Origin of the sequence: Kangiella koreensis DSM 16069, assembly GCF_000024085.1 — a bacterium.
GTDB lineage: Bacteria > Pseudomonadota > Gammaproteobacteria > Enterobacterales > Kangiellaceae > Kangiella > Kangiella koreensis.
Genome location: NC_013166.1, coordinates 1,133,916 through 1,157,908, shown reverse-complemented (window position 1 = coordinate 1,157,908; position 23,993 = coordinate 1,133,916). Strand labels below are relative to the sequence as shown.

At 42.6% G+C, this 23,993-nt stretch carries 22 protein-coding genes; 8 read left to right on the top strand and 14 right to left on the bottom strand.

Annotated features, from left to right (window positions below):
• The first annotated feature begins 55 nt into the window (after positions 1 to 55).
• The gene (locus KKOR_RS05475; protein ID WP_012801023.1) at positions 56 to 526 is read left to right on the top strand and encodes a DUF4124 domain-containing protein; all 471 of its coding nucleotides are present in this window, start codon (positions 56 to 58) and stop codon (positions 524 to 526) included.
• Between the two features lie 80 nt (positions 527 to 606).
• On the opposite strand, the gene KKOR_RS05470 is transcribed toward KKOR_RS05475, so the two are convergent.
• The 3 genes from KKOR_RS05470 to KKOR_RS05460 form a co-directional block, all read right to left on the bottom strand.
• Entirely contained in the window at positions 607 to 1,188 is a 582-nt protein-coding gene (locus KKOR_RS05470) for a hypothetical protein (RefSeq protein WP_012801022.1), read from the bottom strand.
• A gap of 13 nt (positions 1,189 to 1,201) precedes the next feature.
• Positions 1,202 to 1,891: a hypothetical protein gene (locus tag KKOR_RS05465; RefSeq protein ID WP_143715041.1), complete on the bottom strand. Its 690-nt coding sequence runs from the start codon at positions 1,889 to 1,891 to the stop codon at positions 1,202 to 1,204.
• 108 nt (positions 1,892 to 1,999) lie between these two features.
• Complete coding sequence (locus tag KKOR_RS05460; protein ID WP_012801020.1) at positions 2,000 to 2,446, bottom strand: hypothetical protein; 447 nt, start codon at positions 2,444 to 2,446, stop codon at positions 2,000 to 2,002.
• A gap of 144 nt (positions 2,447 to 2,590) precedes the next feature.
• Here KKOR_RS05460 and KKOR_RS05455 point away from each other — a divergent pair, with 144 nt between their 5' ends.
• Complete coding sequence (locus KKOR_RS05455) at positions 2,591 to 3,790, top strand: NnrS family protein (RefSeq protein WP_012801019.1); 1,200 nt, start codon at positions 2,591 to 2,593, stop codon at positions 3,788 to 3,790.
• A gap of 65 nt (positions 3,791 to 3,855) precedes the next feature.
• Here KKOR_RS05455 and clpB read toward each other — a convergent pair whose 3' ends face one another.
• From clpB to rluD, 4 genes are all read right to left on the bottom strand, one after another.
• Positions 3,856 to 6,444, bottom strand: a complete 2,589-nt coding sequence (gene clpB, locus KKOR_RS05450; RefSeq protein ID WP_012801018.1) for an ATP-dependent chaperone ClpB — start codon at positions 6,442 to 6,444, stop codon at positions 3,856 to 3,858.
• Positions 6,445 to 6,650: 206 nt separating this feature from the next.
• Positions 6,651 to 7,397, bottom strand: a complete 747-nt coding sequence (locus KKOR_RS05445; protein WP_012801017.1) for a lysophospholipid acyltransferase family protein — start codon at positions 7,395 to 7,397, stop codon at positions 6,651 to 6,653.
• A gap of 26 nt (positions 7,398 to 7,423) precedes the next feature.
• Positions 7,424 to 8,149 carry a peptidoglycan editing factor PgeF gene (gene pgeF / locus KKOR_RS05440; protein ID WP_012801016.1) on the bottom strand — a complete coding sequence of 242 codons (726 nt, stop codon included), beginning with the start codon at positions 8,147 to 8,149 and terminating at the stop codon, positions 7,424 to 7,426.
• Complete coding sequence (rluD, locus tag KKOR_RS05435) at positions 8,146 to 9,120, bottom strand: 23S rRNA pseudouridine(1911/1915/1917) synthase RluD (RefSeq protein ID WP_012801015.1); 975 nt, start codon at positions 9,118 to 9,120, stop codon at positions 8,146 to 8,148. Before rluD ends, pgeF begins: the two co-directional genes overlap by 4 nt.
• 93 nt (positions 9,121 to 9,213) lie before the next feature.
• Here rluD and KKOR_RS05430 point away from each other — a divergent pair, with 93 nt between their 5' ends.
• A complete protein-coding gene (locus KKOR_RS05430) occupies positions 9,214 to 9,984 on the top strand; it encodes an outer membrane protein assembly factor BamD (RefSeq protein WP_041296017.1) in 771 nt (256 codons plus the stop codon).
• A 77-nt stretch (positions 9,985 to 10,061) separates the two neighbouring features.
• On the opposite strand, the gene KKOR_RS05425 is transcribed toward KKOR_RS05430, so the two are convergent.
• Both KKOR_RS05425 and KKOR_RS05420 read right to left on the bottom strand, forming a co-directional pair.
• Positions 10,062 to 10,400, bottom strand: a complete 339-nt coding sequence (locus tag KKOR_RS05425; RefSeq protein WP_012801013.1) for a P-II family nitrogen regulator — start codon at positions 10,398 to 10,400, stop codon at positions 10,062 to 10,064.
• A 29-nt stretch (positions 10,401 to 10,429) separates the two neighbouring features.
• The gene (locus tag KKOR_RS05420) at positions 10,430 to 12,061 is read right to left on the bottom strand and encodes an NAD+ synthase (protein WP_041296143.1); all 1,632 of its coding nucleotides are present in this window, start codon (positions 12,059 to 12,061) and stop codon (positions 10,430 to 10,432) included.
• 125 nt (positions 12,062 to 12,186) lie between these two features.
• On the opposite strand from KKOR_RS05420, the gene KKOR_RS05415 reads away from it, so the two are divergent.
• The 5 genes from KKOR_RS05415 to rimO all read left to right on the top strand — a co-directional run bounded on the left by KKOR_RS05415 (position 12,187) and on the right by rimO (position 18,861).
• Positions 12,187 to 13,848: a sensor histidine kinase gene (locus KKOR_RS05415; RefSeq protein ID WP_012801011.1), complete on the top strand. Its 1,662-nt coding sequence runs from the start codon at positions 12,187 to 12,189 to the stop codon at positions 13,846 to 13,848.
• A 22-nt stretch (positions 13,849 to 13,870) separates the two neighbouring features.
• Positions 13,871 to 15,199, top strand: a complete 1,329-nt coding sequence (locus KKOR_RS05410) for a sigma-54-dependent transcriptional regulator (RefSeq protein WP_012801010.1) — start codon at positions 13,871 to 13,873, stop codon at positions 15,197 to 15,199.
• A gap of 115 nt (positions 15,200 to 15,314) precedes the next feature.
• Positions 15,315 to 15,857: a GspH/FimT family pseudopilin gene (locus tag KKOR_RS05405; protein ID WP_012801009.1), complete on the top strand. Its 543-nt coding sequence runs from the start codon at positions 15,315 to 15,317 to the stop codon at positions 15,855 to 15,857.
• Positions 15,858 to 15,972: 115 nt separating this feature from the next.
• Complete coding sequence (ppnN, locus tag KKOR_RS05400) at positions 15,973 to 17,355, top strand: nucleotide 5'-monophosphate nucleosidase PpnN (protein WP_012801008.1); 1,383 nt, start codon at positions 15,973 to 15,975, stop codon at positions 17,353 to 17,355.
• A 138-nt stretch (positions 17,356 to 17,493) separates the two neighbouring features.
• Positions 17,494 to 18,861, top strand: coding sequence for a 30S ribosomal protein S12 methylthiotransferase RimO (rimO, locus tag KKOR_RS05395; protein WP_012801007.1), 1,368 nt, complete (start codon positions 17,494 to 17,496; stop codon positions 18,859 to 18,861).
• A 56-nt stretch (positions 18,862 to 18,917) separates the two neighbouring features.
• Here the strand turns inward: rimO and KKOR_RS05390 are convergent, their stop codons facing one another.
• The 5 genes from KKOR_RS05390 to yajC all read right to left on the bottom strand — a co-directional run bounded on the left by KKOR_RS05390 (position 18,918) and on the right by yajC (position 23,973).
• Positions 18,918 to 19,496, bottom strand: a complete 579-nt coding sequence (locus KKOR_RS05390) for a CAP domain-containing protein (RefSeq protein ID WP_012801006.1) — start codon at positions 19,494 to 19,496, stop codon at positions 18,918 to 18,920.
• Positions 19,483 to 20,637 (bottom strand): mechanosensitive ion channel family protein, encoded by a 1,155-nt coding sequence (locus KKOR_RS05385; RefSeq protein ID WP_012801005.1) that lies wholly within the window; start codon positions 20,635 to 20,637, stop codon positions 19,483 to 19,485. Before KKOR_RS05385 ends, KKOR_RS05390 begins: the two co-directional genes overlap by 14 nt.
• A gap of 84 nt (positions 20,638 to 20,721) precedes the next feature.
• Complete coding sequence (secF, locus tag KKOR_RS05380; protein WP_012801004.1) at positions 20,722 to 21,660, bottom strand: protein translocase subunit SecF; 939 nt, start codon at positions 21,658 to 21,660, stop codon at positions 20,722 to 20,724.
• Positions 21,661 to 21,673: 13 nt separating this feature from the next.
• On the bottom strand, positions 21,674 to 23,593 hold the full coding sequence (secD, locus tag KKOR_RS05375; RefSeq protein ID WP_012801003.1) for a protein translocase subunit SecD: 1,920 nt from the start codon (positions 23,591 to 23,593) through the stop codon (positions 21,674 to 21,676).
• A 65-nt stretch (positions 23,594 to 23,658) separates the two neighbouring features.
• On the bottom strand, positions 23,659 to 23,973 hold the full coding sequence (yajC, locus tag KKOR_RS05370; protein WP_012801002.1) for a preprotein translocase subunit YajC: 315 nt from the start codon (positions 23,971 to 23,973) through the stop codon (positions 23,659 to 23,661).
• Positions 23,974 to 23,993: the final 20 nt, after the last annotated feature.

Genomic DNA, 23,993 nt, shown 5'->3' with positions numbered 1-23,993 from the left:
CGAATCTCTTATGATTCAACCCTTATTAACCAAACAATCGAGAGAACGGAAAGTTATGGTAAATATCAAACTCATTATTTTGGCCACCATTTTCGGGCTGGGGACTGCTACAATAGTCAGCGCAGCTCAGCCTATATATAAGTGGAAGGATGATAAGGGAAACATTAAATATACCCAAACCAAGCCACCTCACGGCGTTAGTTATGAAACAATCAATCAACGCGTCAGTGATTCAAAGCCCGTAACTGAACTAGGAAATGAGCAAAGCCAGGAGTCAAGCAATATGACTGATGCGCAAGACGAAGTCATTGCCAAGCAAGAAGCTCAGAAGAAAAACATTGAACAACAGAATAAAGAGATAGCACGTAAAAACTGCACCATTGCAAAAAACAACTTGGAAGTTTTGGAAAATAGAACTCGTATACAAATTGAAGAAAATGGTGAACGCAGAATGTTAACTGATACTGAGCGTGCAGAGCGATTAAAGCAGGCTCGTGAGAATGTCAAAAAGTACTGTGAAAAGTAATTGCCAATTTTGCTTTAACCTCTTAACTGATCAATAAAAAAGCCCTCAAGTATGAGGGCTTTTTTATTAGGTTACAAAAATCACATGGGATAGGCTGAAACCCAAAGAATCCAACTATACCAAGTTTTTTCATTCGTTTGCTGTCTGTAAGTATGTGACCAGCGTTTTGATTCTGTCCAATTCATATATTCAAAAGAAACCGATGTATTACCTGCACGGGCATGCTGGATTTTATCTTCTGCAATCTTAATCATATATGAACGAGAGGCCGGGCCATGTGCTGCCTGGATAGCTTGATTTAAAGCTAGTACCCCGTACAAAGGCTCTGGGTTATTGCCATAGTAAACTTTAACTTTTTTAGCGCCGCAGAGAAGAACATCGTTAGCTTTAGTTAACACGTCTTTATTACTAAAGTTATTACAGCCATAGCCCCACAAATCGGACTGGAAAGGTGAAGTAAATCGCTGTCCGCCCTTCAGTTCGAAAGAGCCGTCTTCTGCAACAATTCGCATACCTTCTTGCACAACGCCATACTGGATTGGTACTTTCGATTTATTTGTTTGATCCATCAAACGCGCAGGCGGATCTTCTGAACCCATGGCAAGTAATAGCATAACTGCTAAGGCACCTACACTTGTCATAGTCTTTGCCCAAATTTTCATGACTCACTCCTCTTTAGAATTTTAATAAAATTGTTTTGCCGTCTCTTTCGTAACCCGCAAAGCTGGTTCCGTTGTTCACCAAAATGGTTTCCTGACCGATAAAGCCAGACACAACCACACTTTTTATATTTTGAATTTTTAAACAACGAAATTGAGTAGCTAACTCACCAAACTGACGACTCTCTGCATCATCACCGAAATTACGAGACTCAGCATCGTCACCAAATTTCCGATTATCGGCCATATCGCCATAATTACGCGATTCCGCATCATCTCCAAACTGGCGACTCTCAGCATCATCACCGAAATTACGTGACTCAGCATCGTCACCAAATTTCCGATTATCAGCCATATCGCCATAATTACGCGATTCCGCATCATCTCCAAACTGGCGACTCTCAGCATCATCACCGAAATTACGTGACTCAGCATCGTCACCAAATTTCCGATTATCGGCCATATCGCCATAATTACGCGATTCCGCATCATCACCAAACTGACGACTCTCTGCATCATCACCGAAGTTACGAGATTCCGCCAAGTCTCCATAAGAGCGAGTTAACAGACATTCTTCCGGAAGTTGGTAGTAGGAACCATTAATGGTCAGGTAGGCTGCACTGTCTGCTGGTTTCTGCTCTGTCAAGATAAGTGGATGAACGCCTTTATATTCGGTTTTTTGAGGCGTAGTTGCAGCTGTATACACAGGCATACACCCAGACGTGAGTAATATGAACCCCGCGCAGCTCCCTACTAGCAATTGTTTTTTCATTACCTTCCCTTAATGTCACAAGCGATTAGATATTCAGACAAGCTATGTATCGTTAATTGTCGATTTATTGAGTAGCAGGTACGTTAACAGTGTGCTTAAAACCCCAGCGCACAACGAATATATCCAATCAAGCCAGTCAAACGTACCGCCCGCGAATCCAAGCCCCTGAAGCGTTTCATAAAAAATAGCACAGCCCATACCAAGTGGCAATAATTTTGAAAGTGTTAACTGGGTCACCCATAAGCCTACTAAAAATGAGGCGCAGGCACTTGACCATAATATGTCGGGAAGATGGTTGGCTATCCACCCTTCTCGATACAATAGTGGAAAATGACTGATCAACTCAAATAGCCAAGCGGATAAGCTCGGAAACTGCCGAGCGAACCATACGAAGCCCGCCACGTCTTCGCCGGATTGAGCGTAAATAATGATACCTATTGCGACTTGCACCCCAATAAATAACAGCCAGAGAATGTAACGAATGTGCATATTTATGGATTTATTAATTTTTTTTCATTGTATCTATTATGCTGCTACAAGGTAGATAATTTTTAACCAAATAAAGATGTATTTTTAATGCATCTTTATTTTATAATGTCTCCATACTTTTAATAAACTTGTACTGAGAAAACCATGCAAATCTTAGACTCAAAAAAAGAGAATGCTATCTGGCCATTGTTTCGATTGGGCTTTAGAGTTTTTTTCCTGGGCGGTGCCTTAGTTGCCACATTATCAATGGTTCTCTGGCTGACATTTTTAGCCGGTCATAACTTGCTACCTGGTATCGACAATTCGATCTGGTGGCACGCCCATGAAATGTTGTTTGGGTTTACGCTGGCCATCATTGCGGGATTTGTATTAACCGCCATGCAAAACTGGACCGGTATTCCCGGAGTTCGTGGTTGGCCACTCGCAATAGCATCGACTCTATGGTTTTTACCCAGAGTTTTACTGCCCTTTCTGGGAGAGAAAAACTGGCTGGTGATTGCTTTAGATGTTTCCTGGCTTCCACTGGTCGCCATCTTTTTGGCACTCCCAGTAATACAGGTGAAACAATGGCGTAATCTGTTCTTTGTTCCTTTAATGTTACTGTTTACTATTCTAAATGCGCTTAGCTATTACGCAGCCTATACTGATGACTGGTTGTCCGCAGAACGTATTTTCATTACTGCAGTGCTGGCTATCACATCATTGATCACCGTCATGGGTGGCCGAGTCATCCCGTTCTTCACTTCAAGAGCTACCAATACTGATAAACCTATGCCGATTCTTGCACTCGAATGGGTTTGTTTAGGCTCTATCTGGCTGGCTACTTTTGCCTGGTTATTATTACCAAGAGGCGAAAGCATGAATATGATTGTTGCGGCCCTGATGATTCTGGCGGCAGTTGCGAACATAGTGCGAATTTTACGCTGGAAAACCGTTCCAGCGTTGAAGGTACCACTACTATGGATATTGCATCTTGGCTACTGGTTTATTCCTGTGGGCTTGCTAGTATTCGCCAGCGCCCTATTGGAGCAGACTACAACCTATTCAAATGCCTCACACTTTTTAACTGCCGGAGCACTAGGCTCAGTAGTTTTGGGCATGATTGCTCGAGTTTCATTGGGACACTCAGGGCGGCCATTACAACCGAGTAAATGGATGACGGTAGCCTTTGTTATGGTGCTTTTGGCTGGGGTTATTCGCGGCTTTACCGCTTTGGTTGCACCAGCCTATTTAGCTGATAGCTACCAGGTCAGTGGTGTTTTGTGGATTCTTGCTTACGGGCTATTCGTGATCTTCTATTGGCCTGTATTAACCAAGCCTCGAATTGACGGGCGACCTGGCTAAAACTCAGCGTTAATAAAAAAAGCTCTAGAGTGTTAAGGCTCCAGAGCTTTTTTGTTGCTGATAAGTTATTGCTTTATAGACAGCTTATCGCCCTCAACATCCAGTGTTAGCGTTTTACCCACATCCACTGTGCCCGCCAATATGGCTTGAGCTAATGGATCTTCAACCTTATGTTGAATCGCACGTTTTAACGGACGGGCTCCGAACACTGGGTCAAATCCTGACTCAGAAAGCAGTTCAAGTAAACCATCAGTAACCTTAACCTCAAAACCTTGCTCGCGCAGCCTTTGTAGCAAACGCTCCATCTGAATTGCGGCAATCGACTTGATTTGCTCTTTGGCCAATGGGTGGAATACCACAATTTCATCAATCCTATTGATAAACTCTGGACGGAAGTGCTTGCCAATAACATCCATCAGCATCGACTTCATGTCCTCATAGTCTTTGTCACCACCTTCAGTGTTGGCACTATGCGCCTGGATCAAATCTGAGCCCATATTCGAAGTCATAACAATGACGGTATTTTTAAAGTCTACCGTGCGCCCCTGACTATCCGTTAAACGCCCATCCTCCAGCACTTGCAGCAAGACATTGAATACATCGGGATGCGCTTTCTCAACCTCATCAAACAGAATCACAGAATAAGGTTTGCGGCGAACTGCTTCGGTCAGATAACCGCCCTGCTCATAGCCCACGTAGCCGGGAGGTGCACCGATTAAGCGAGCAACCGCATGCTTTTCCATAAACTCAGACATGTCGATACGCACCATATTGTCTTCGCTGTCAAATAGGAACTTGGCCAGCGTTTTACACAGCTCTGTTTTACCAACACCCGTTGGTCCAAGGAACAGAAAGGAGCCATTGGGACGATTAGGATCTGATAAGCCAGCACGAGAACGACGAATGGCATTTGATACAGCCGTAACCGCCTCATCCTGCCCAATCACATTGTTATGCAAGACATCTTCCATGCGTAATAACTTTTCCCGTTCGCCTTCGAGCATTTTGGATACTGGAATTCCGGTCCACTTAGAGACAACTTCAGCAATTTCAACGTCAGTCACTTTATTGCGCAACAACTGCATCTCAACCGTATCCTGCTCTGAAACTTTAGCCAGTTTTGCTTCAAGCTCAGGGATAGTGCCATATTGCAACTCTGACATACGAGTTAAGTCGCCAGCGCGCTGAGCAGCCTCAAGCTCCACACGAGCTTTATCTAGGTCAGCCTTGATGTTTTGCGCGCCGTGTACTGAAGCTTTTTCGGATGACCAAATCTCGTCAAGTTCAGCAAACTCTTTCTCCAGCTCAGCAATTTGTTGCTCTAAATCCAATAGACGTTTCTTAGAACTTTCGTCCTCTTCTTTCTTTAAAGCTTCACGTTGAATTTTTAACTGAATCAGACGACGTTCAAGCTTATCCATTACCTCAGGCTTTGAGTCTATTTCCATACGAATTCGACTCGCCGCTTCATCAACCAAATCAATTGCCTTATCCGGTAATTGACGATCAGTAATGTAACGTTGGGATAAAGTCGTCGCGGCAACAATCGCAGGATCGGTAATTTCAACCCCATGATGCACTTCGTAACGCTCTTTTAAACCGCGCAAAATGGCAATAGTGTCTTCGGTGGAAGGCTCATCCACCAACACTTTCTGGAAGCGACGTTCCAGTGCCGCATCCTTTTCAACATACTGGCGATACTCATCCAAAGTGGTAGCGCCTACACAGTGTAGTTCACCACGGGCCAGTGCTGGCTTGAGCATATTACCCGCATCCATAGCGCCTTCTGCCTTACCGGCACCAACCATGGTATGCAGTTCATCAATGAACAGAATGACTCGCCCTTCTTCTTTGGCCAAATCATTAAGAACAGCTTTCAGGCGCTCTTCGAATTCACCGCGAAATTTTGCGCCGGCAATCAAGGAGCCCATATCTAACGACAAAACACGTTTGTTTTTCAGCCCTTCAGGTACTTCACCGTTAACGATTCGCTGCGCCAATCCTTCGACAATAGCGGTTTTACCGACACCGGGCGCACCAATTAGTACCGGATTATTTTTGCTCCGACGCTGTAGGACCTGAATACAGCGACGGATCTCATCGTCGCGACCAATGACCGGATCCAGCTTGCCACTTTCAGCACGAGCGTTCAGATCAATGGTGTATTTTTCCAAGGCTTGGCGATTATCTTCTGCATTCGGATCATTGACGTTTTGCCCCCCGCGGATCTGGGCAATTGCATCTTCCACCATCTTAGACGTGACACCTTGTGCCTTAAGTAATTTACCTAAAGCGCCTTTATCTTCAAGAGCAGCCAATAAAAAGAGTTCAGATGAAATGTATTGATCTTGGCGTTGTTGTGAAATCTTGTCACAAACGTTAAGCAACTTACCTAAGTCGGGAGAAATATGAACTTCACCACCGGTACCGCTGACTTGTGGCAGTTTTGCCAATTCAGAATCCATGGCATTCATCAGCTGCCCGGCTGGGGCGCCAATCTGATTCAGAATGGCCGCAACACTGTTGCCCTGCTGCTGGAGCATGGCCAACATCAAATGTAGCGGCTCAATGTATTGGTGATCCTTACCCAGCGCCAGCGACTGTGCGTCGGCTAAAGCTGATTGAAACTTACTGGTAAATTTATCCATTCTCATGCAAAAACCTCTCTGGAGTCATTGTCACATTAAGTACGCAAACTCAAAATAAAACTCTATATGCTTTACAAAATGTGGGTTTTTAGACCATTTTCAAGAGCTTATAGAGCATTTTGTTTAATAATTAGTCTAATGAATTGACTTTAATCAGTTTTTTATAAGAAAAGAGAAAGTGAAATGTAAAAAGTACTGAGGTTGAGAGCTGACTAGCCGGAAGTTGATGATTCTGTATGGTCATGCTTATAGCTAACATCTGTTGAGAATGGATTTCGATGGCCCAGAAGAACCTCGCCCAAATGGTGCAAGCTATCATTGTGACTGAAGTAATGGTGATTAATCGTAGGAAATTGAATGATTTTTGATTGAGAACGAAGCAGCAATGAAGTAAAAACGCTCCCCTGCCCACGAACCCCAACAATACGACAGACAAAAATAGAATGCTTGCTTAATTCTGCTAGCTTTCTGATACCAGGTTTAACGCGGTAAGGTTCTTCATGATCGAGATGGATTTTTCCATGTGGAAACAGCGCTATAATTTCACCCTGATCTAACGCCCTTCGAGCTTGACGAAAAGCAATATCAGCACGGCCACTACGATTGACCGGAATACATCCTGCACGCTTAAACAGCCAGGTTAAGCCAAAGCGATTATATTCTTCAGTGGCGATCATGAAACGAATCGGGCGGTTACTGGCGGCAATCAATAAAAGAGGGTCAAGACCGGAAATATGATTTGAAATTAGAATCGCGCCGCCTTCAGTCGGCAAGGAAAAACGCTCAAAATCCAAACGATGGAAACGCATACAGTAATATCGGCTTAAACCATCAATAAGGTTTAAGAATGGCGAACCCCAGTCAATGTGATTATACTTTTTGGCCCCTTTGATTAGTTTAATGACAACAAAAGCTACCATTAATACCACAGCCAGCATTATCCACCAAAATGTCGTCATTCTCTTCTCACTAACCTATCTCTCAATTATTCTGCTATCCAAATCATGCTGGCCATTCGCCCAGTTTGACCATCTCTGCGGTACGAATAAAATTGATGTTCGTTTTTAAAAGTGCACAGCTGACTTAAGTAAACATCCACACCCAGGTTTTCTAACTGCCTTTTCGCCAAGCCCACCAAGTCTGCCTGCCAACGTCCTCGGCTATTTTGCACAAACTGGGCTTGATTACCATCATTCAGATCAATAAAGGCTTGTCTAACCTCATCACCCACCTCAAAGCAATCCTGACTAATGGCTGGGCCAATCCATGCCATCAATGACTCAGCTTGGGCGTATTGACTGACGGTATTTAAAAGAATCCCATCAGCCAAACCACGCCAGCCGGCATGAGCAGCTGCAACCCAGTTTCCCCTGCTGTTGGTAAAGAGGACTGGCAAACAATCGGCTGTCATCACAGCACAAGCTGCTGCTGGCTTTTGTGTTGTGATGGCATCAGCATCCAGCAAAGTATCTACACCCGAGTATTCCACAACTCTGTTGCTGTGAACCTGATTCAGCCATTGTACCGGAGGGTGTTCAGACGCGCTCTGCAACTGCTTTCGGTTAACAAATACCTTCGATTTATCATCACCAACATGCAGCCCAAGATTCAAACTATCAAAGGGAACCTCACTTACACCGCCTGTACGCGTGGTTGACAGGGCTTTGATATGACTTGGCGCCGGCCAGTTTGGCCTGATGAACTCGATCATTCTTCTGCTTCGAAAGTATCTCTGTTCACACGTAGATCATCAAGCAGTCGAGCCATGTCTTGCGGCATTGGTGCGCGCCATTCAATATATTCGTCTGTTTCAGGGTGTTGTAGTCCCAGCAAACTGGCATGCAACGCCTGACGCTTAAAGTTATCCACGGTATTACGCAATTCTGGTGTGATACGCGTTGGCACTCGATAACGACCGCTGTATAAAGGATCGCCAATTAGTGGGAACTTCAAATAAGCCATATGCACACGAATCTGGTGAGTACGGCCCGTTTCAAGTCGAAGCTTTAAGTGAGTATGGTCCAAGAACTTTTCCACCACTCGATAATGAGTGATGGCTCTCTTGCCATCGGCAACAACCGCCATTGAGGTGCGCTTGGTAGGGTGACGGCCAATCGGCTTATCAATTGTCCCGCCGGAGACCATGACACGATTGACCACTGCATCATATTCACGGGTGAAAGCACGATTTTGTAGCTGTTCAACCAGACTGGTATGAGCTGCAATAGTTTTAGCCACTACCAGCAAACCCGTCGTTTCTTTGTCAATCCGATGAATAATTCCAGCTCTGGGTAAGTTGGCAAGGTCTGGACAATGATGCAGCAAAGCATTGACCATAGTACCATCCTGATTTCCGGCACCAGGATGAACCACAAGGCCTGCAGGCTTATTGATGACTAATAGAGCGTCATCCTCATAAACAATATCAAGATCAATTGCTTCAGGCTTCCATTCGCCTGCAACTTCGATCTCGGCATTAATTTCGATATCTTCGAAACCCGCCATTTTATATTTGTTGGAGGTTATCACTTCGTCATTAACTTTAACGAAGCCATTTTGGATCCATTCTTGTATTCGAGAGCGGGAATATTCACTAAATTGCTGAGATAAAGCAGCATCCAGTCTTTTTCCGTAAACTTTTTCGTCGAATATATGTCTGAGTGCAATAGATTGGGTGGTCATTGTAAAATCACGTAAAAAGATTGGCCTATAACTGATGGTCAGTTAGAATGAGCCACATTGTATCAGGCTGAACACAAACAGAAAGAATTAAATATGCAAAAACACAGTATTATCGTCCTCGCGCTATTGGTATTTTCATTTGCTGGTTGTTCCAGCACTCCTAAAGAACCTGACTTAAACAAAACCAAAGTTGAATCAATGGCGGCGCAAGAGTTATTTGACGGCGCAAAACGGTCAATGAGAAATGGGAACTACGTCAGAGCAACTGAGCTTTTAGAAGAAATCGACACCCGCTACCCTTTTGGTAGAATTTCTGAACAAGCAAAACTTGAACTGATCTACGCATACTTCAAAAGAGCAGATTATGAGTCGGGCCAAGCCCTTGCTGATCGCTTTTTGCGCCAACATCCCCAACATGAAAATGCTGATTATGTATACTACATGAAAGGTGTTATGCACTATGAACAGGAAGTCGGCACATTCAAAGAAGTTTTTTCTGCTGACATTGAAAAACGTGACACTAGCAATATTAAAGCTGCGTTTGACAACTTTAAAGCTCTGGTTGAAGTGTACCCTGAAAGTGAATACGCACCAGATGCAAGAAAGCGCATGATTCAAATCCGCAACCTTTTAGCTGATTACGAATTACATGTTGCTCGGTACTATATGCAAAGAGACAGCTATATTGGCGCAGCCAATCGAGCCAAATACATTGTTGAAAACTTCCCAAAGACACCTGCGGTTCCGAGCGCACTTGAAATATTAATCAATTCCTACAAAATACTTGAGTTGCCTGAGATTTCTGAAGAATATCGCAAAGTACTATTATTGAATTATCCTGATTACAAACTGGCTGAATTCTAAAATCAAAGACGGGCTCAATAAGAGCCCGTCTTTTTACTAATAAACCAGGTGATAACTTTAAGTCATATTAAAAGCCCTTATATAGCGTCCTCGCCTTCTTCACCCGTACGAATACGTACTGTACGCTCAACATTAGTCACAAAGATTTTGCCATCACCAATTTTACCCGTACGCGCCACTTCGATGATAGTTTCCACACATTTATCAACCAGCTCATCATTAATAACCACTTCAATTTTTGCTTTTGGTAGAAAATCCACCATATATTCAGCACCGCGATATAATTCCGTGTGACCTTTTTGACGACCAAAGCCTTTCACTTCGGTAACCGTCATTCCGTTAACTCCCAAGTCGGTTAAAGCTTCACGAATATCATCAAGTTTGAATGGTTTGATGATGGCTTCTATTTTCTTCATTTGTTTATCCTTTATAAAACCTTAATCAATCAAGATTTAAATTGTCGCCCAAACCCTGAGGTTATGGGATAACGACGATCACGACCAAACGCTCTCTGGGTAATTCGAATCCCAGGAGGAGCTTGGCGACGCTTATGTTCATTGATATCAACCAATCGAATCACTCTACGAACAACCTCCTCATCGTGACCCAACGCAATAATATCATCGAGACTTTTATCTTGTTCGACATAAGCTTCCAATATGGCGTCAAGGATATCATACGGTGGTAAATTGTCTTCATCCTTTTGGTCAGGTGCCAACTCGGCCGAGGGTGGACGCGTGATAACTCGCTCAGGAATCACTTGTGAGACCGTATTTCTATATCGAGCCAGACGATAAACCATAGTTTTTGACACGTCTTTCAGCACATCCAGTCCTCCAGCCATATCACCGTATAAAGTACAGTACCCGACAGCCACTTCCGATTTATTACCCGTAGTCAGTACCAGTCGACCAAACTTATTGGACAGTGCCATCAGCAAAGTACCACGACAACGTGCTTGAATATTCTGCTCTGTTAAGTCAGCTTCAGTATCTTTAAATTGATGCGAAAGCTGACTCATAAATGCTTCGTACATTGGTTCAATAGATATCACATCGAACTCAATTCCTAGTGCCTTAGCCTCCTCCTCAGCATCTTCGATACTCATGCTGGCGGTATAGCGAAATGGCATCATGACAGCGTTAACATTCTCTTTACCCAATGCATCCACTGCAACCGCCAATGTCACAGCTGAATCAATTCCACCGGATAAACCTAGCAGTGCCCCTTTGAAACCATTCTTATGAGCATAATCTCGCACGCCTAGTACCAGTGCCTGCCAGATTTCTTCTTCACCATGAAACTGATTGAGATAGGGCTTGCTCGGCTTGATAGCGCCTGTTTTGGGATCAAAATCGATATAGGCAAAATCTTCCGCCATTTCCGCCATTTGGAAAATACGTTGCCCTTCTTCATTGTACACAGCCGAGCAACCATCAAAGATCAACTCATCCTGACCGCCAATTTGATTGACATAAACAATGGGCAGTTCGTTTTCACGAGCTCGAGAACCCATCTCAGCACTGCGTAAGGTTCCTTTTCCATAGCAATAAGGTGATGCATTCGGACTTAATAAGATGTCCGCACCAAGAGCTTTTACTCGAGCGGTTGGCTCTGGATACCAAAGGTCCTCACACACCAACAAACCTAACTTAAGGCCTTTAAATTCAAACACACAATCTTCAGAGCCTGATTCAAAATAGCGTTTTTCATCAAAAACGGAGTAATTCGGCAACAATTGTTTTTTGTATTGAACCAACAACTGCCCGCGATGAATCACGGTTGCAACATTAAAGAGCCCTTCAGCTTCTTTGATTGGATGTCCTATGACCATAGCCACTTGCGAATCAAGAGCAAGTAAATCCTCAACGGCATTATCTATGATCGTATAGAGGTCAGGCCGCAACAGGAGATCTTCAGGGGGGTAGCCGCATAGGGAGAGTTCTGAGAAAACCACAATATCGGCATTATCTAATTCTGCTTGTTTAACCGATGACTTGATAAGCTCAAGATTCCGCTGAATATCACCAACGGTATAGTTATTTTGTGCAATTGCAATTCGCATCGCCAGGCTCAAGTTATAATTTGCCCTATATTTTCCAACAATTTCAATTTTTTTCAATGAGTTATGCAGCGAATGCTTGAAATCAATGCAAACTCAACCTAATCTAAGTGACACACATCAATAGTTCAGGACGCTTAGTGTTTGATAACAATAAAAAAATAGATTTCGGATGGCAATTTTTACGCTATTATTCTGTAGCGAGATTGATTATTGCATTACTACTCTTTTTACTGCCTTTCATCGCCAAGTCGCAGTCCGGCTTATATGATCAAGACCTTTACACTACTGCAGCCATCAGTTACGTCATTCTAGCTAGCCTATTACTATTCTTGTCCTTTGTTGAACACCAGTTTCATATTCAGGCTTACACTCAACCCTTTACCGATATATTACTTCTTAGTTTGCTTGCCTATGCAGGACAAACAGACAGTGCAGGCTACATTGTACTGATGGCTTTAGTCGCCATTTTTGCCCTGCTTCTTGTTCGAAATCGGCTTGGAATGCTTTATGGTATCTTTGTCAGTATTGGCTTAGTTCTTATCTACCGTTTTCGTGAAGGCTCGTTTGACCAAACATTCTACTCCGAGGTCAGTCTACAAATAGCTGGAATCCTGGTCGTGACCCTGTTGGGGAATATTCTTGCCAGACGCCTGACCTATTATGAAGAAGAAACCGCTGAACAGCAGCGCTCAATTGCACACATGCACCGGCTTAACAGTCAAATCATCGAAAAAATGAATCGGGGCATCATCGTGGTTGACGAGCAACACCGAATTCGACATATCAATCAAACGGCTTGGTATGGGTTAGGTTTACCCGACACTCCAATTGGCAAGCCGCTGGCGGCCATTACTGATGACCTGGATTATCAGTTAAAACGCGCATTCCGCTCATCACATGAGGGACTACCTTTCAGAGCTACCAATACAGGGCCACAGCTCCTACCTCGCTTTGTTTCGTTAAATGCTAACAATATGACACTGATTTTGCTGGATAATTACTCTGATGTGATCAAAAAAGCACAACAGTTAAAACTCGCTTCACTAGGCCAATTGACCGCCAGTATTGCACACGAAATACGTAATCCACTCAGCGCGATAAACCAATCCATTCAGTTACTTTTAGAAAGTGCAAGTGAGAACGAGCAAGATCAACAACTGATGGAGATTATTGAGCGTCAATCAAAACGTATTAATGAAATCATTGATAACATTCAGAAAGTTTCCAAACGCAAACCACCCGAACGCCAAGTGTTGCTATTGGATCGCTTCCTGCCAAGCTTTATTAATGAGTATCAGCAAGGACTACAAGAAAAAGCAGTCATAACAACCGAAGGTGTGGCGCCGGGATTAAAAGTGGCCTTTGACCAGTCGCAGTTAAAACAGGTTTTATCTAATCTTTTCGATAATGCTCTGAAATATAGTTTCCTCAACACGAATAAATACCAGTTGCACCTTACCGCTGGGCGTGACCCTTTAAGCGGAGACTTATTTCTTGATGTGATTGATGAAGGTTCTGGCGTATCACTGGAAGAAAAAGATAAAATTTTTGAGCCTTTCTATACCACCAACCATAATGGAACGGGTTTGGGCTTATATATTTCAAAAGAACTTTGCGATGCCAACCAAGCTAGACTGGACTGCATTCCTGTGGCTTTTGGTGGAGCATGCTTCAGGATTAGCTTTGACACCACAAGTTTTTCGATAGATTCCGAACTCGCTGAACAGTTAGCTGAGCTCGAAGATGAAGAGTCTTCACAGGCAGCAGACACCCGGCTCCATGAAGATCGTAGACGATAGTACAAGGAATATAAAAAGCATTATGAGCGACAACAAACCCAGAATCCTTGTTATTGATGATGAAGCGGATATCAGACACCTGCTCACCATGACCTTAATTCAGATGGGCCTAGATGTTTCAAGCAGTAAAGATCTGACCGATGCCAAGAAACAGCTAACAGAAGAAAAATTCCACTTTTGTTTAACTGATCTGAAGCTACCTGATGGTAATGGCCTCGACTTTGTGAAGTATGTTCGAAAACAATACCCTCACATGCCGATCGCAGTTATCACAGCCTTCGGTAGTACAGACAACGCAATCGAAGCAATGAAGTTGGGTGCCTTTGATTTTCTGGCTAAACCAATTGACCTTGCGCACTTACGGCAACTACTCAAGCATGCCTTTAAATACGTGGGGGGCAAACAAGTTGAGCCACAAGCACCTTTTACATTCTTGGCAGGTAGTAGTGAAGTGATCGACAAGCTTCGTGAGAAAATGGTCAAGATACGTGGCTCTCAAGCACCGATAGTAATAGAGGGTGAAAGAGGCACAGAAAAAGAACGATTAGCACAAATTTTACATGAACAAAGTTCACGCTCGGATCAAGCTGAAGTGTTTTTAGATTGCTCCAGCCAAAGCCCCGAAGAACTTGAACATATGCTTTTTAGCAAAAATAATGATAACGAATGCTTATTATATCAAGCCAACAACAGCACTTTAATACTTAGCAATATCCATACTCTGTCAATCATTACTCAAAAGAAATTATTGCATGCTATTGAGCAAAAAAAATTCCCCATAGAGTCTGAGCAAAGCGACGAATCATTAGATCTTCGTATCATCGTCTGCACAGAAAAACCCCTTATCGACTATGTGCACTCTCAACAATTACGAGATGACCTCTACTTCAGGTTAAATGTCATTCAGCTTAAAATCCCATCAATTACTCAACGCTTATCAGATTTGGATACCCTTATAGACAGTTATCTGGAAGAGTTAGCTGAGAACAAGGAACTGAGCCCGAAAGCAAGACAAACGCTGCATAATTACGAATTTCCATTTAATTACCGTGAACTTGAGAACATTCTTGAAAAAGCCTGCGCCTTAGCTGAAAGCGACACTATTGAGGAATCAGATTTATTGCTTGCTCAGAGCGAGGATCTAGATGCCAAAAAACTACAACCGCAATCCTCTGATAAAGGATTTACGCGTGGCAACCTCCCTCTTGATCAATTTATTGAAAAAGTTGAAAAAGCTGAGATCGAAAAAGCACTGAATGAAACCAGATGGAACCGCACAGAAGCAGCTAAACTCCTGGGCATCAGCTTTAGAACCATTCGTTATAAGATGAAGAAGCTAGGGATTGAGTGACAATTTCGGACAGCCACTTGAGAAAAGTCGCACAGCATTCAAAGCCATAAAATCTGGTCACACAGTTCCCATAAAATTAATATAGGCATCCTTAATTTTAGCAGGAACCTACAAAATGCCTATCAAAGTTAAAGGACTAACTTTAATAGAACTCATAGTCACTCTTTCAATCGCTACCCTCGTTAGTTTCATAGCAGCTCCTTCTATGCTCAAGTTTATAGAAAAGCAGAAAGTAAGTTCAGATTTATTGAAAGTTAAAAGTATTATAGAAACTGCCCGCAACCATGCAATTTCAAATAACAGTCCCATCCGTATTTGTGGTCTAGAAAATATCCCTATAAAACCTGAACAAAATGATATTGATTGTCAAAGGGACTGGACTAGGCTCAATGTTTTCACGCTTGAAAGGTCTAAAAAGCCAGAGCTTATCCATACTCATCACTTAGACGGAAACTATGAGCAGATACTATGGTCCTCTTTTCAAAGAAAGGCCTATTTGCAACTTCAGCCTAATGGTTTTACCAATCATCAAAATGGAACACTTTATCTTTGCCATAATCGGCATCAATCACTGCACAGAGCGCTTTCCATTAGCAAGAGTGGGCGTGTAACAATACATGATGCTACAGACTCAATTATCCAAAAGTGCGACAATTAAATCACTATTCATTATTTGCTATTTCTATCTTGCAACGACTTATTGTATGCTGAAGTCTATTAAAAAAATTTTAGATTAGCGCAATAATCAACCGTTCAGGTCAACCATCAAGCTTATGAATCAAATCGCACAATCACAATATATAGACACTGAAATTACCGCAGAGTCAGGACTAGAATTATTAACTAATGACGAAATTCAAAGACTCAGTGAACACACCACAGGCAACGATTACGAACTCTTTAAGAAATGCACCCTAGCAGTCCTTAATAGCACCAATATCACTGACGATATTAGCGTTATTCAAGAACAACTTGATCACTTCAATATTGAAGTCATGCAACTCAATAAGGGCGTTAAGTTAAAAATTAAAAATGCACCATCTGGTGCTTTTGTTGATGGAGTAATGATTCAAGGATTGAAAGAACAGGTTTTTAGTGTCCTTAGAGATATTGTCTTTTTAAAGCAGGAACTGGAGAATAATTCGCGAATCGACTTTAACTCAAGCTCTGGCTGTACTAATGCAATCTTTCATATTTTGCGTAACGCAAAAGCATTAAAACCAGGTATAGATCCAAATATGGTGGTTTGCTGGGGAGGTCACGCTATCCCCCACCATGAGTATGAGTACACCAAAGAGGTTGGTTATCGACTTGGCTTGCGAGAGCAGAACATTATTACAGGTTGTGGTATTGGCGCAATGAAAGGCCCAATGAAGGGCGCTCTGGTTGGGCATTCAAAACAACGGATCACACGAGGGCGATACATAGGTATTACAGAGCCGGGGATCATAGCTGCGGAATCTCCAAACCCTATCGTCAACGAACTGATTATCATGCCCGATATTGAAAAGAGACTTGAGACATTCGTGCGTATGGGTCATAGTTTTGTGGTGTTTCCAGGTGGCGTTGGAACGGCCGAGGAGATTTTGTATATTTTGGGAATCTTGCTTCACCCTGAAAATCATCACATCCCTTTCCCGTTAATTTTTACTGGGCCGGCTGAATCAGCAGACTACTTTACCCAAATTGACAGGTTTATAGGCAACACACTAGGGTCAGAAGCTCAGGCCAAATATCAAATCATCGTCGATGATCCTGTCAAAGTAGCACGAAGCGTACAGGCTGGTGTTACTGAAGTAAGAGAGTACCGAAAGAAAGTGCAGGATGCCTATCACTTTAACTGGCAATTACACATTGACTGGGACTTCCAGGAGAGCTTCGACCCAACCCACCAGAACATGGCTAGCCTGAACCTCCATCCTGAACAACCCTTACATCTGTTGGCTGCCAATTTACGCAAAGCCTTCTCAGGTATCGTTGCCGGCAATGTCAAAGAAAAAGGTATTGCTGAAGTTAAGAAACATGGCCCCTATCAATTAGATGGTAACAAAGACATCATGCGAGAGTTGGATGAATTATTAAAAGCTTTCGTCGCACAAAAACGCATGAAACTCGATTATGAGCGTTATACTCCTTGTTATGAGTTGAAAAAGTAACTCAATGAGTTGGCAGCTTATAGCCATTCTAAGGTTGTTTTTTAGACAAAATAATCATTTGATAACTTGTATCAATTTCAGGGGCTGCGATAGAATACAGCCCCTTTTTTGAGCATTCATTCGAGCATTTTGTCAGTTATGGCTACAAACCCTGTTTCTAACACCCAGTCCCATCTCAATAAAACCGCTAACAAAGTAGGCTTTATCAGCCTAGGCTGTCCAAAGGCTTTGGTCGACTCAGAACGAATCCTAACCCAATTAAGAACTGAAGGTTATGATATTGTTCCAACCTATGAAGATGCCGATATTGTCGTGGTCAACACCTGTGGTTTTATTGATGCCGCCAAACAGGAGTCATTAGAAGCTATTGGTGAAGCCTTGAATGAAAACGGCAAGGTGATTGTTACTGGCTGCCTAGGAGCTCAAGAAAATGATATCCGCGAAATTCACCCAGGCGTATTGAGTGTCAGCGGTCCAGCGCAATACGAACAGGTTTTAACTGCAGTACACGAACACTTACCACCAAAAAGCGAGCACGATCCTTTTGTCGATCTGGTACCACCACAAGGTATAAAGTTAACGCCTCGCCATTATGCTTATCTGAAGATTTCCGAAGGATGTAACCACAAGTGCAGCTTCTGTATCATTCCATCAATGCGTGGCAAGTTAGTTAGCCGTCCAGTCGGGCAAGTACTAGATGAGGCAGAAAGGTTAGTTAAAGCTGGTACTAAAGAGTTATTGGTAGTATCTCAAGACACCAGCGCTTATGGTGTTGACAAAAAGTATGCCATGGACTTTTGGCAAGGTCAGCCGGTCAAAACACGCATGAAAGACATGTGCGAAGCACTGGGCCAATTAGAAAATGTTTGGGTGCGCTTGCACTATGTTTACCCTTATCCACATGTCGATGACATTATTCCATTGATGGCAGAAGGAAAAATTCTTCCTTATCTGGATATTCCTTTCCAACATGCCAGCCCAAGAATTCTTAAACTAATGAAACGTCCTGGCGATATTAATAATGTATTGGAGAGAATTCAGAAGTGGCGTGATATTTGCCCTGACATAACCATTCGTAGTACCTTCATTGTGGGCTTCCCGGGTGAAACCGAGGAAGAGTTCCAGGAGTTATTAGACTTCCTTGAAGTTGCGCAATTGGATCGTGTTGGTTGTTTTAAATACTCGCCAGTGGAAGGGGCATCAGCTAACGAATTACCTGCTCCTGTTCCTGAAAAGGTTAAGGAAGAACGCCTAGCTCGCTTCATGGCTGTTCAGGAAGCCATTAGTGCTAAGAAACTACAACAAAAGGTTGGAAAGATTATGACGGTTCTGGTCGACGAGCTATATGAAGATTGTGCGTTGGCACGCTCGAGCGCCGATGCTCCAGAGATCGATGGAAAAGTTATCATTGATGAAGGATTTGAAAATCTTAAAGAAGGACAATTTGTTGAGGTGACTATCGAAGCAGCAGATCAGCACGATCTGTTTGCGTCAGTGAATTCATAAGTCTATACAATGTAAAAGAGGAGGCGTTGACCTCCTTTTTTACTACTAAATAGATACTATTTTTTATATACACCAAGATATTTAGTTTCTTTGAGTGGCTCTCGATCACCATACTCAATGGTTAGTCTTTCTGCTTTTGCAATGTATACCACCCAATAGTCAATATGCGGACTATACCACTCTTCAGCATGACCTACACCAATCTCAAATTGCTCCAGATAAAACGGATGCTCACCAAATATATGTATACGGTGGGCATAAGAGTTCGCAAAATAATCCAGCACTTCCTCAGCATATGTTGCCCCACCCATTACCGATTCAACATGATTATTACCAACTACAGACCTCGGCAAGGATAATGGATAGCCAGCTCGCATTAACCGAACATCGGGAGTGCCACCTGGACCATCATGTGAAACTTTTCCTTCTTTAGCCATTTCCTTAGCTTTTTTATCAGCCACCTCCGCTAATAATGCACTACATTGTAAAATTGGACGCTTTTGATCTTTATTGGTTACTATCAGTTTAGCCAGTTCTCTCGCTTTATCATTAAGCCCACAGGACTTATAAGAATCCTCTTTCGCCTCTAGATGAATAGACAATAGTAGTAAAACTAAAAGACTAATCCTTAGCAATCGGAAACTCCTTCACATACAAATCGTGCTTTGAATACGGAATCTCGATCCCCTTCTCTCTAAAGGTTTTATGAATATCCATAATCAATTTATGCGTAATCATACCTTTCTGCTCAGGATAATTAATCCAAGCCATCAATTGAAGATCAATACTTGAAGCACCGAAAGCACGATAACGAACTCTAGGTGCAGGGTTATTAGCAATATCATCTCGGTCATCAACTAGCTCCATCAATACATCGTGAACAAATTCAAGATCGGAGTCGTATGAAACACCAACATCAACACGAATACGAGTTTTTTCCCAAGGGCCTCCGCTTTCGTTGACAATTTTTGCGTTACCAATAACTGAATTTGGAATAGTAATCTCAACATCATCACGCGTCAGTAATCGTGTACTACGAATGCCCACATGGGTGACTCTACCCCGTTCAGCGGCGTCTAGAATGATGTAGTCTCCTAATTTATAGGGCGAGTCAGCAACAATAAAGAAGCCCGAAAAGAGATTAGCCAGAGTATCCTTAGCCGCAAAACCGACGGCAATACCAATGATACCAGCAGAGGCTAACCAAGCTGTTGGATCAATTCCCCAGGAAAGAATCAAGAAGTATAACGCAGCACCGACTATTAAAATCTTCGATGATATATCGAGAATTGGAATAGTTCTTTCTTCGACGAATTTAAACCTGTTTTTACTATTAGCTAGAGCATTGAGTACTAATTTTGTAGCTTTGAGTAATTTAGACATCAAAGACAAGATCAAAATTGAAACAACAAAACGCTTCAGGAAAGTGTCAATTGACTCAGATAAGTCCAGAGCTTCTATTGCAATAATAAGGGTTAAAAAGAAAATAAAGCTAAAGGCAGTCTTGCTAAGAAGCGGAGCCAGCTTATCATCAAAATCACCGGGGGTTTTTTCAGCAATTTTCATTATTAGCGATCGAATAAACCACTGCACACCCTTGGCAACAAAAAAGCCAAGTACCAATACTATGATCGATAAAATCCAAGGGTTGGTCTGCAACTTTTCCCATAAGGGGATGATAAAATCGGGCAGGTAGGCCTCTATATTGCCCAGCGTTTGCTCCGCAAGAGAGCTTGAAGTATCAGTTTCTTGAGGTTTGTTCGACTGTTCAGCCATCACAATGCATTGTCCTTATATAAAAAAACGGCTTAGTTTCACACTAAGCCATTTTAATATAAAAGAAAGTGTTACTAATAACAATTAGGGAGCGTCAAACTCTTCACCTTCTTTCTCTATTTCAGGAGGCATTAAGTCTTCTTTAGTAATACCTAATGCAAGAGTCGTTGGACTTGCTATGAATACCGAAGAATAGGTACCCACCAAAATACCTACAATAAGGGCCTCTGCAAATGAATGTATGGTTTGGCCACCAAAAAAGAACAAGGCTAACAACACCAACATCGTCGTTAACGAGGTCATAACAGTACGTGACAAGGTTAAGTTAATAGAATTATTGATTACTTCTTCAGGCGTTGCCTTGCGCATCAAGAGAAAATTTTCTCGAATCCGGTCAAACACAACAATGGTATCATTCAGCGAATAACCAATTACCGCCAACAATGCCGCCAAAACTGTCAGGTCAAACTCAACCGAAGTAATTGAGAAGAAGCCCACCACGATAATAACATCGTGCGCTAATGCAGCTACAGAACCGACTGAGAACTTCCACTCAAAGCGCAGCGCGACATAAATCATAATACAGATAAGAGCCACTATCATGGCTAGTCCGCCCTGCTCTTTTAGCTCTTCACCAACAACCGGACCAACAAATGACTGATCACGCTTAGTTACTTTTGAACCATCACTGGCAAGCGTGGCAAGAACCACGTCACTAACTTGCGCATTTTCAATGTGATCCTGCTGAGGCATTCTAATTTGTACAACTTTGGCTGAACCAAAATTCTGTACTACAGCACCATTGATATCAATCTCAGTTAGTTGTTGGCGAACTTTTTGCAAATCTGCGTCTTGCTCATAGCTGACTTCTACCAAAGTACCACCAGTAAAGTCCAACCCGTAGTTCAACCCTTTGGTAAAAAAGGACACTATCGAAGCAATAATTAAAATTGCAGAAAGCGCAAACGCGAACTTGCGGACTTTGAGGAAATCATAATTAGTATCTTCATTTAAAAAACTCATTCTAATACTCCCTTTATATCCACAATTTGCTTGGCTTTTTGCCGCGACCATAAATCAGATTTATGATTCCTCGGCTGACCAGGATTGCGGTAAACATTGAGGTCAAGATACCTATAAACAAGGTAATTGCGAAACCTTTAATAGGACCTGTACCAACCGCATAGAGAATGATGGCAGCAATGGCAGTAGTAATATTGGCGTCTGCAATGGTTGATAAGGCTTGTGAATAACCTTTATCAATGGCCTGAGCAACACCTGTACCATGACGAAGCTCTTCACGAATACGCTCAAAGATAATGACATTTGCATCAACCGCCATGCCGACTGTTAACACGATACCTGCGATACCTGGTAGAGTTAGGGTTGCTCCCATAATCGACATTACAGCGACAATGGTGACTACATTAAATATCAGCGCGATATTGGCAACCACACCAAATGCTTTGTAATACAACAGCATAAACAGGACTACTAGCGAAAAACCGATAATGACCGAGTTAATACCCTTTTCAATATTTTCCGCACCCAGCGATGCCCCAATAGTACGCTCTTCAACAATAAAGGTCGGAGCAATTAAGGCGCCTGAGCGGAGTTGAGTGGCTAAATCTTTGGTATTTGCAGGAGTGAAGTCTGGCCCTTCGATAAAGAAGTCCGTACCAAATGCTCCGTTTATACGAGGCGCACTAACTAGAGTTTCTACTACACTGGATTTAACTAACTCTCGTTTACCGTCTTTGATCTCAAAAACAGGTACTGACTCTTTTAAAATCATGGCAAGAGAATTGCCACGATTAGCTGTAGTGGTACGTAACATTCTCGCCCCACCTTCACCGTCAAGGCGTACTGAAACGATTGGTTGATTAGTTTGTGGGTGAAAGCTTGAAAAAGCATCAGTTAGGTGGTCACCAGAAACTTGAACTTCATCAAACACAACGATCGGCCCACGCTCGGATTCGAAAAGCTTACTGCCAGCTGGAACACGACCTTGTTGTGCAGCAACGATGTCCGCTTCATGATTAACCAAACGGAATTCAAGTGTTGCCGTTGCGCCGAGAATTCGTTTTGCTAAGGCTGAATCCTGAACACCAGGTAGTTGAACTACTATTCGGTCACTGCCCTGGCGCTGAATTAAGGGTTCAGCAACACCTAAAGAGTTTACACGGTTACTTAAAATCAAACGGTTCTGGTCAATCGCGTTATCTTGAATGGCTTGTAGTTTAGTTTGATTAAAAGTAGCTCGAACAACCGGACGATTATTTTGCTCTGCTAAATTAATGTCAATACGATCGATGTAATTTTGGTATAAAACTGAAAATGCACGCTCAGCATCATCTTGATTGCGGAAACTGATCACCAAACCGTTATCAATCGTTTCAACTCGACCGCGAATCGAAGGCTTCTCAGCAGTTAATGACTCAATAAAGTCACGTCGTAACTGCTCTTGCTGACGAGCCATAGCCTGTTCCATATCCACCTGCATCAGGAAATGGATACCGCCGCGCAAGTCAAGACCAAGTTTCATTGGCTTGCCGCCAAGAGAGGATAACCAGTCTGGTGTCGCTGGGGCTAAATTAAGGGCCACAACATAGCTCTGATTTTCAAGAGATGGATTCAGAATCTTATTTGCGATTTCTTGGGCTTGTAACTGCTCTTCGTTGGACTGGAATCGAGCAATTACCAGCTTTTCACCATCACGTTCGATTGCCTTTGATGCCAAGCCCTCTTGCTGCCAAGCGGCTTCAATTTGCTCAACCTGCTGTTCAGAGATTGTAGCGTCACGAAGAGCCGATAATTGAACAGCTGGGTCTTCACCGTAAATATTGGGGGCTGCATAAAGAAGAGAAATTGCGACAACGAAAAGTATCAGTACATACTTCCACTTAGGGTAGGTATTGATAGGTAGCAATCTTTGATTGGATTGATCAGTAAACATAATTTATGTCCGGGTATAAAAACAAACCGCCCAAACAAGCTGAAAACTAGTTGGGCGGTTAAATATTATTCGTCGATTGACTTTATTGTGCCTTTTGGCAAAGTTTGTGCGATGGCTGCTTTTTGAAACTTGATTTCGATACCATCAGAAATGCTTACAACAATGAAATCATCTTTAATCTTGCTTATGCGGCCTAAAATACCGCCAGTGGTCATGACTTCATCGCCTTTTTCCAGGCTAGAAACCATTTCTTTATGCTGCTTCATCTTTTTTTGCTGAGGACGAATCATCATAAAATACATAATAAGAATCAAAGGGACGAACATCACAAGGAAGCTCATTAAACCACCACCTTGTGGTGCAGCAGTTGCTAGAAACATCTGGAATTACCTCTATAGTT

Bases quoted from the DNA above. Each gene is read 5' to 3' on its own strand.
- KKOR_RS05475 (WP_012801023.1), top strand. From the start codon at position 56: ATGGTAAATATCAAACTCATTATTTTGGCCACCATTTTCGGGCTGGGG.
- KKOR_RS05470 (WP_012801022.1), bottom strand. From the start codon at position 1,188: ATGAAAATTTGGGCAAAGACTATGACAAGTGTAGGTGCCTTAGCAGTT.
- KKOR_RS05460 (WP_012801020.1), bottom strand. From the start codon at position 2,446: ATGCACATTCGTTACATTCTCTGGCTGTTATTTATTGGGGTGCAAGTC.
- KKOR_RS05455 (WP_012801019.1), top strand. From the start codon at position 2,591: ATGCAAATCTTAGACTCAAAAAAAGAGAATGCTATCTGGCCATTGTTT.
- clpB (WP_012801018.1), bottom strand. From the start codon at position 6,444: ATGAGAATGGATAAATTTACCAGTAAGTTTCAATCAGCTTTAGCCGAC.
- KKOR_RS05445 (WP_012801017.1), bottom strand. From the start codon at position 7,397: ATGACGACATTTTGGTGGATAATGCTGGCTGTGGTATTAATGGTAGCT.
- pgeF (WP_012801016.1), bottom strand. From the start codon at position 8,149: ATGATCGAGTTCATCAGGCCAAACTGGCCGGCGCCAAGTCATATCAAA.
- rluD (WP_012801015.1), bottom strand. From the start codon at position 9,120: ATGACCACCCAATCTATTGCACTCAGACATATATTCGACGAAAAAGTT.
- KKOR_RS05430 (WP_041296017.1), top strand. From the start codon at position 9,214: ATGCAAAAACACAGTATTATCGTCCTCGCGCTATTGGTATTTTCATTT.
- KKOR_RS05425 (WP_012801013.1), bottom strand. From the start codon at position 10,400: ATGAAGAAAATAGAAGCCATCATCAAACCATTCAAACTTGATGATATT.
- KKOR_RS05410 (WP_012801010.1), top strand. From the start codon at position 13,871: ATGAGCGACAACAAACCCAGAATCCTTGTTATTGATGATGAAGCGGAT.
- KKOR_RS05405 (WP_012801009.1), top strand. From the start codon at position 15,315: ATGCCTATCAAAGTTAAAGGACTAACTTTAATAGAACTCATAGTCACT.
- ppnN (WP_012801008.1), top strand. From the start codon at position 15,973: ATGAATCAAATCGCACAATCACAATATATAGACACTGAAATTACCGCA.
- rimO (WP_012801007.1), top strand. From the start codon at position 17,494: ATGGCTACAAACCCTGTTTCTAACACCCAGTCCCATCTCAATAAAACC.
- KKOR_RS05385 (WP_012801005.1), bottom strand. From the start codon at position 20,637: ATGGCTGAACAGTCGAACAAACCTCAAGAAACTGATACTTCAAGCTCT.
- secF (WP_012801004.1), bottom strand. From the start codon at position 21,660: ATGAGTTTTTTAAATGAAGATACTAATTATGATTTCCTCAAAGTCCGC.
- secD (WP_012801003.1), bottom strand. From the start codon at position 23,593: ATGTTTACTGATCAATCCAATCAAAGATTGCTACCTATCAATACCTAC.
- yajC (WP_012801002.1), bottom strand. From the start codon at position 23,973: ATGTTTCTAGCAACTGCTGCACCACAAGGTGGTGGTTTAATGAGCTTC.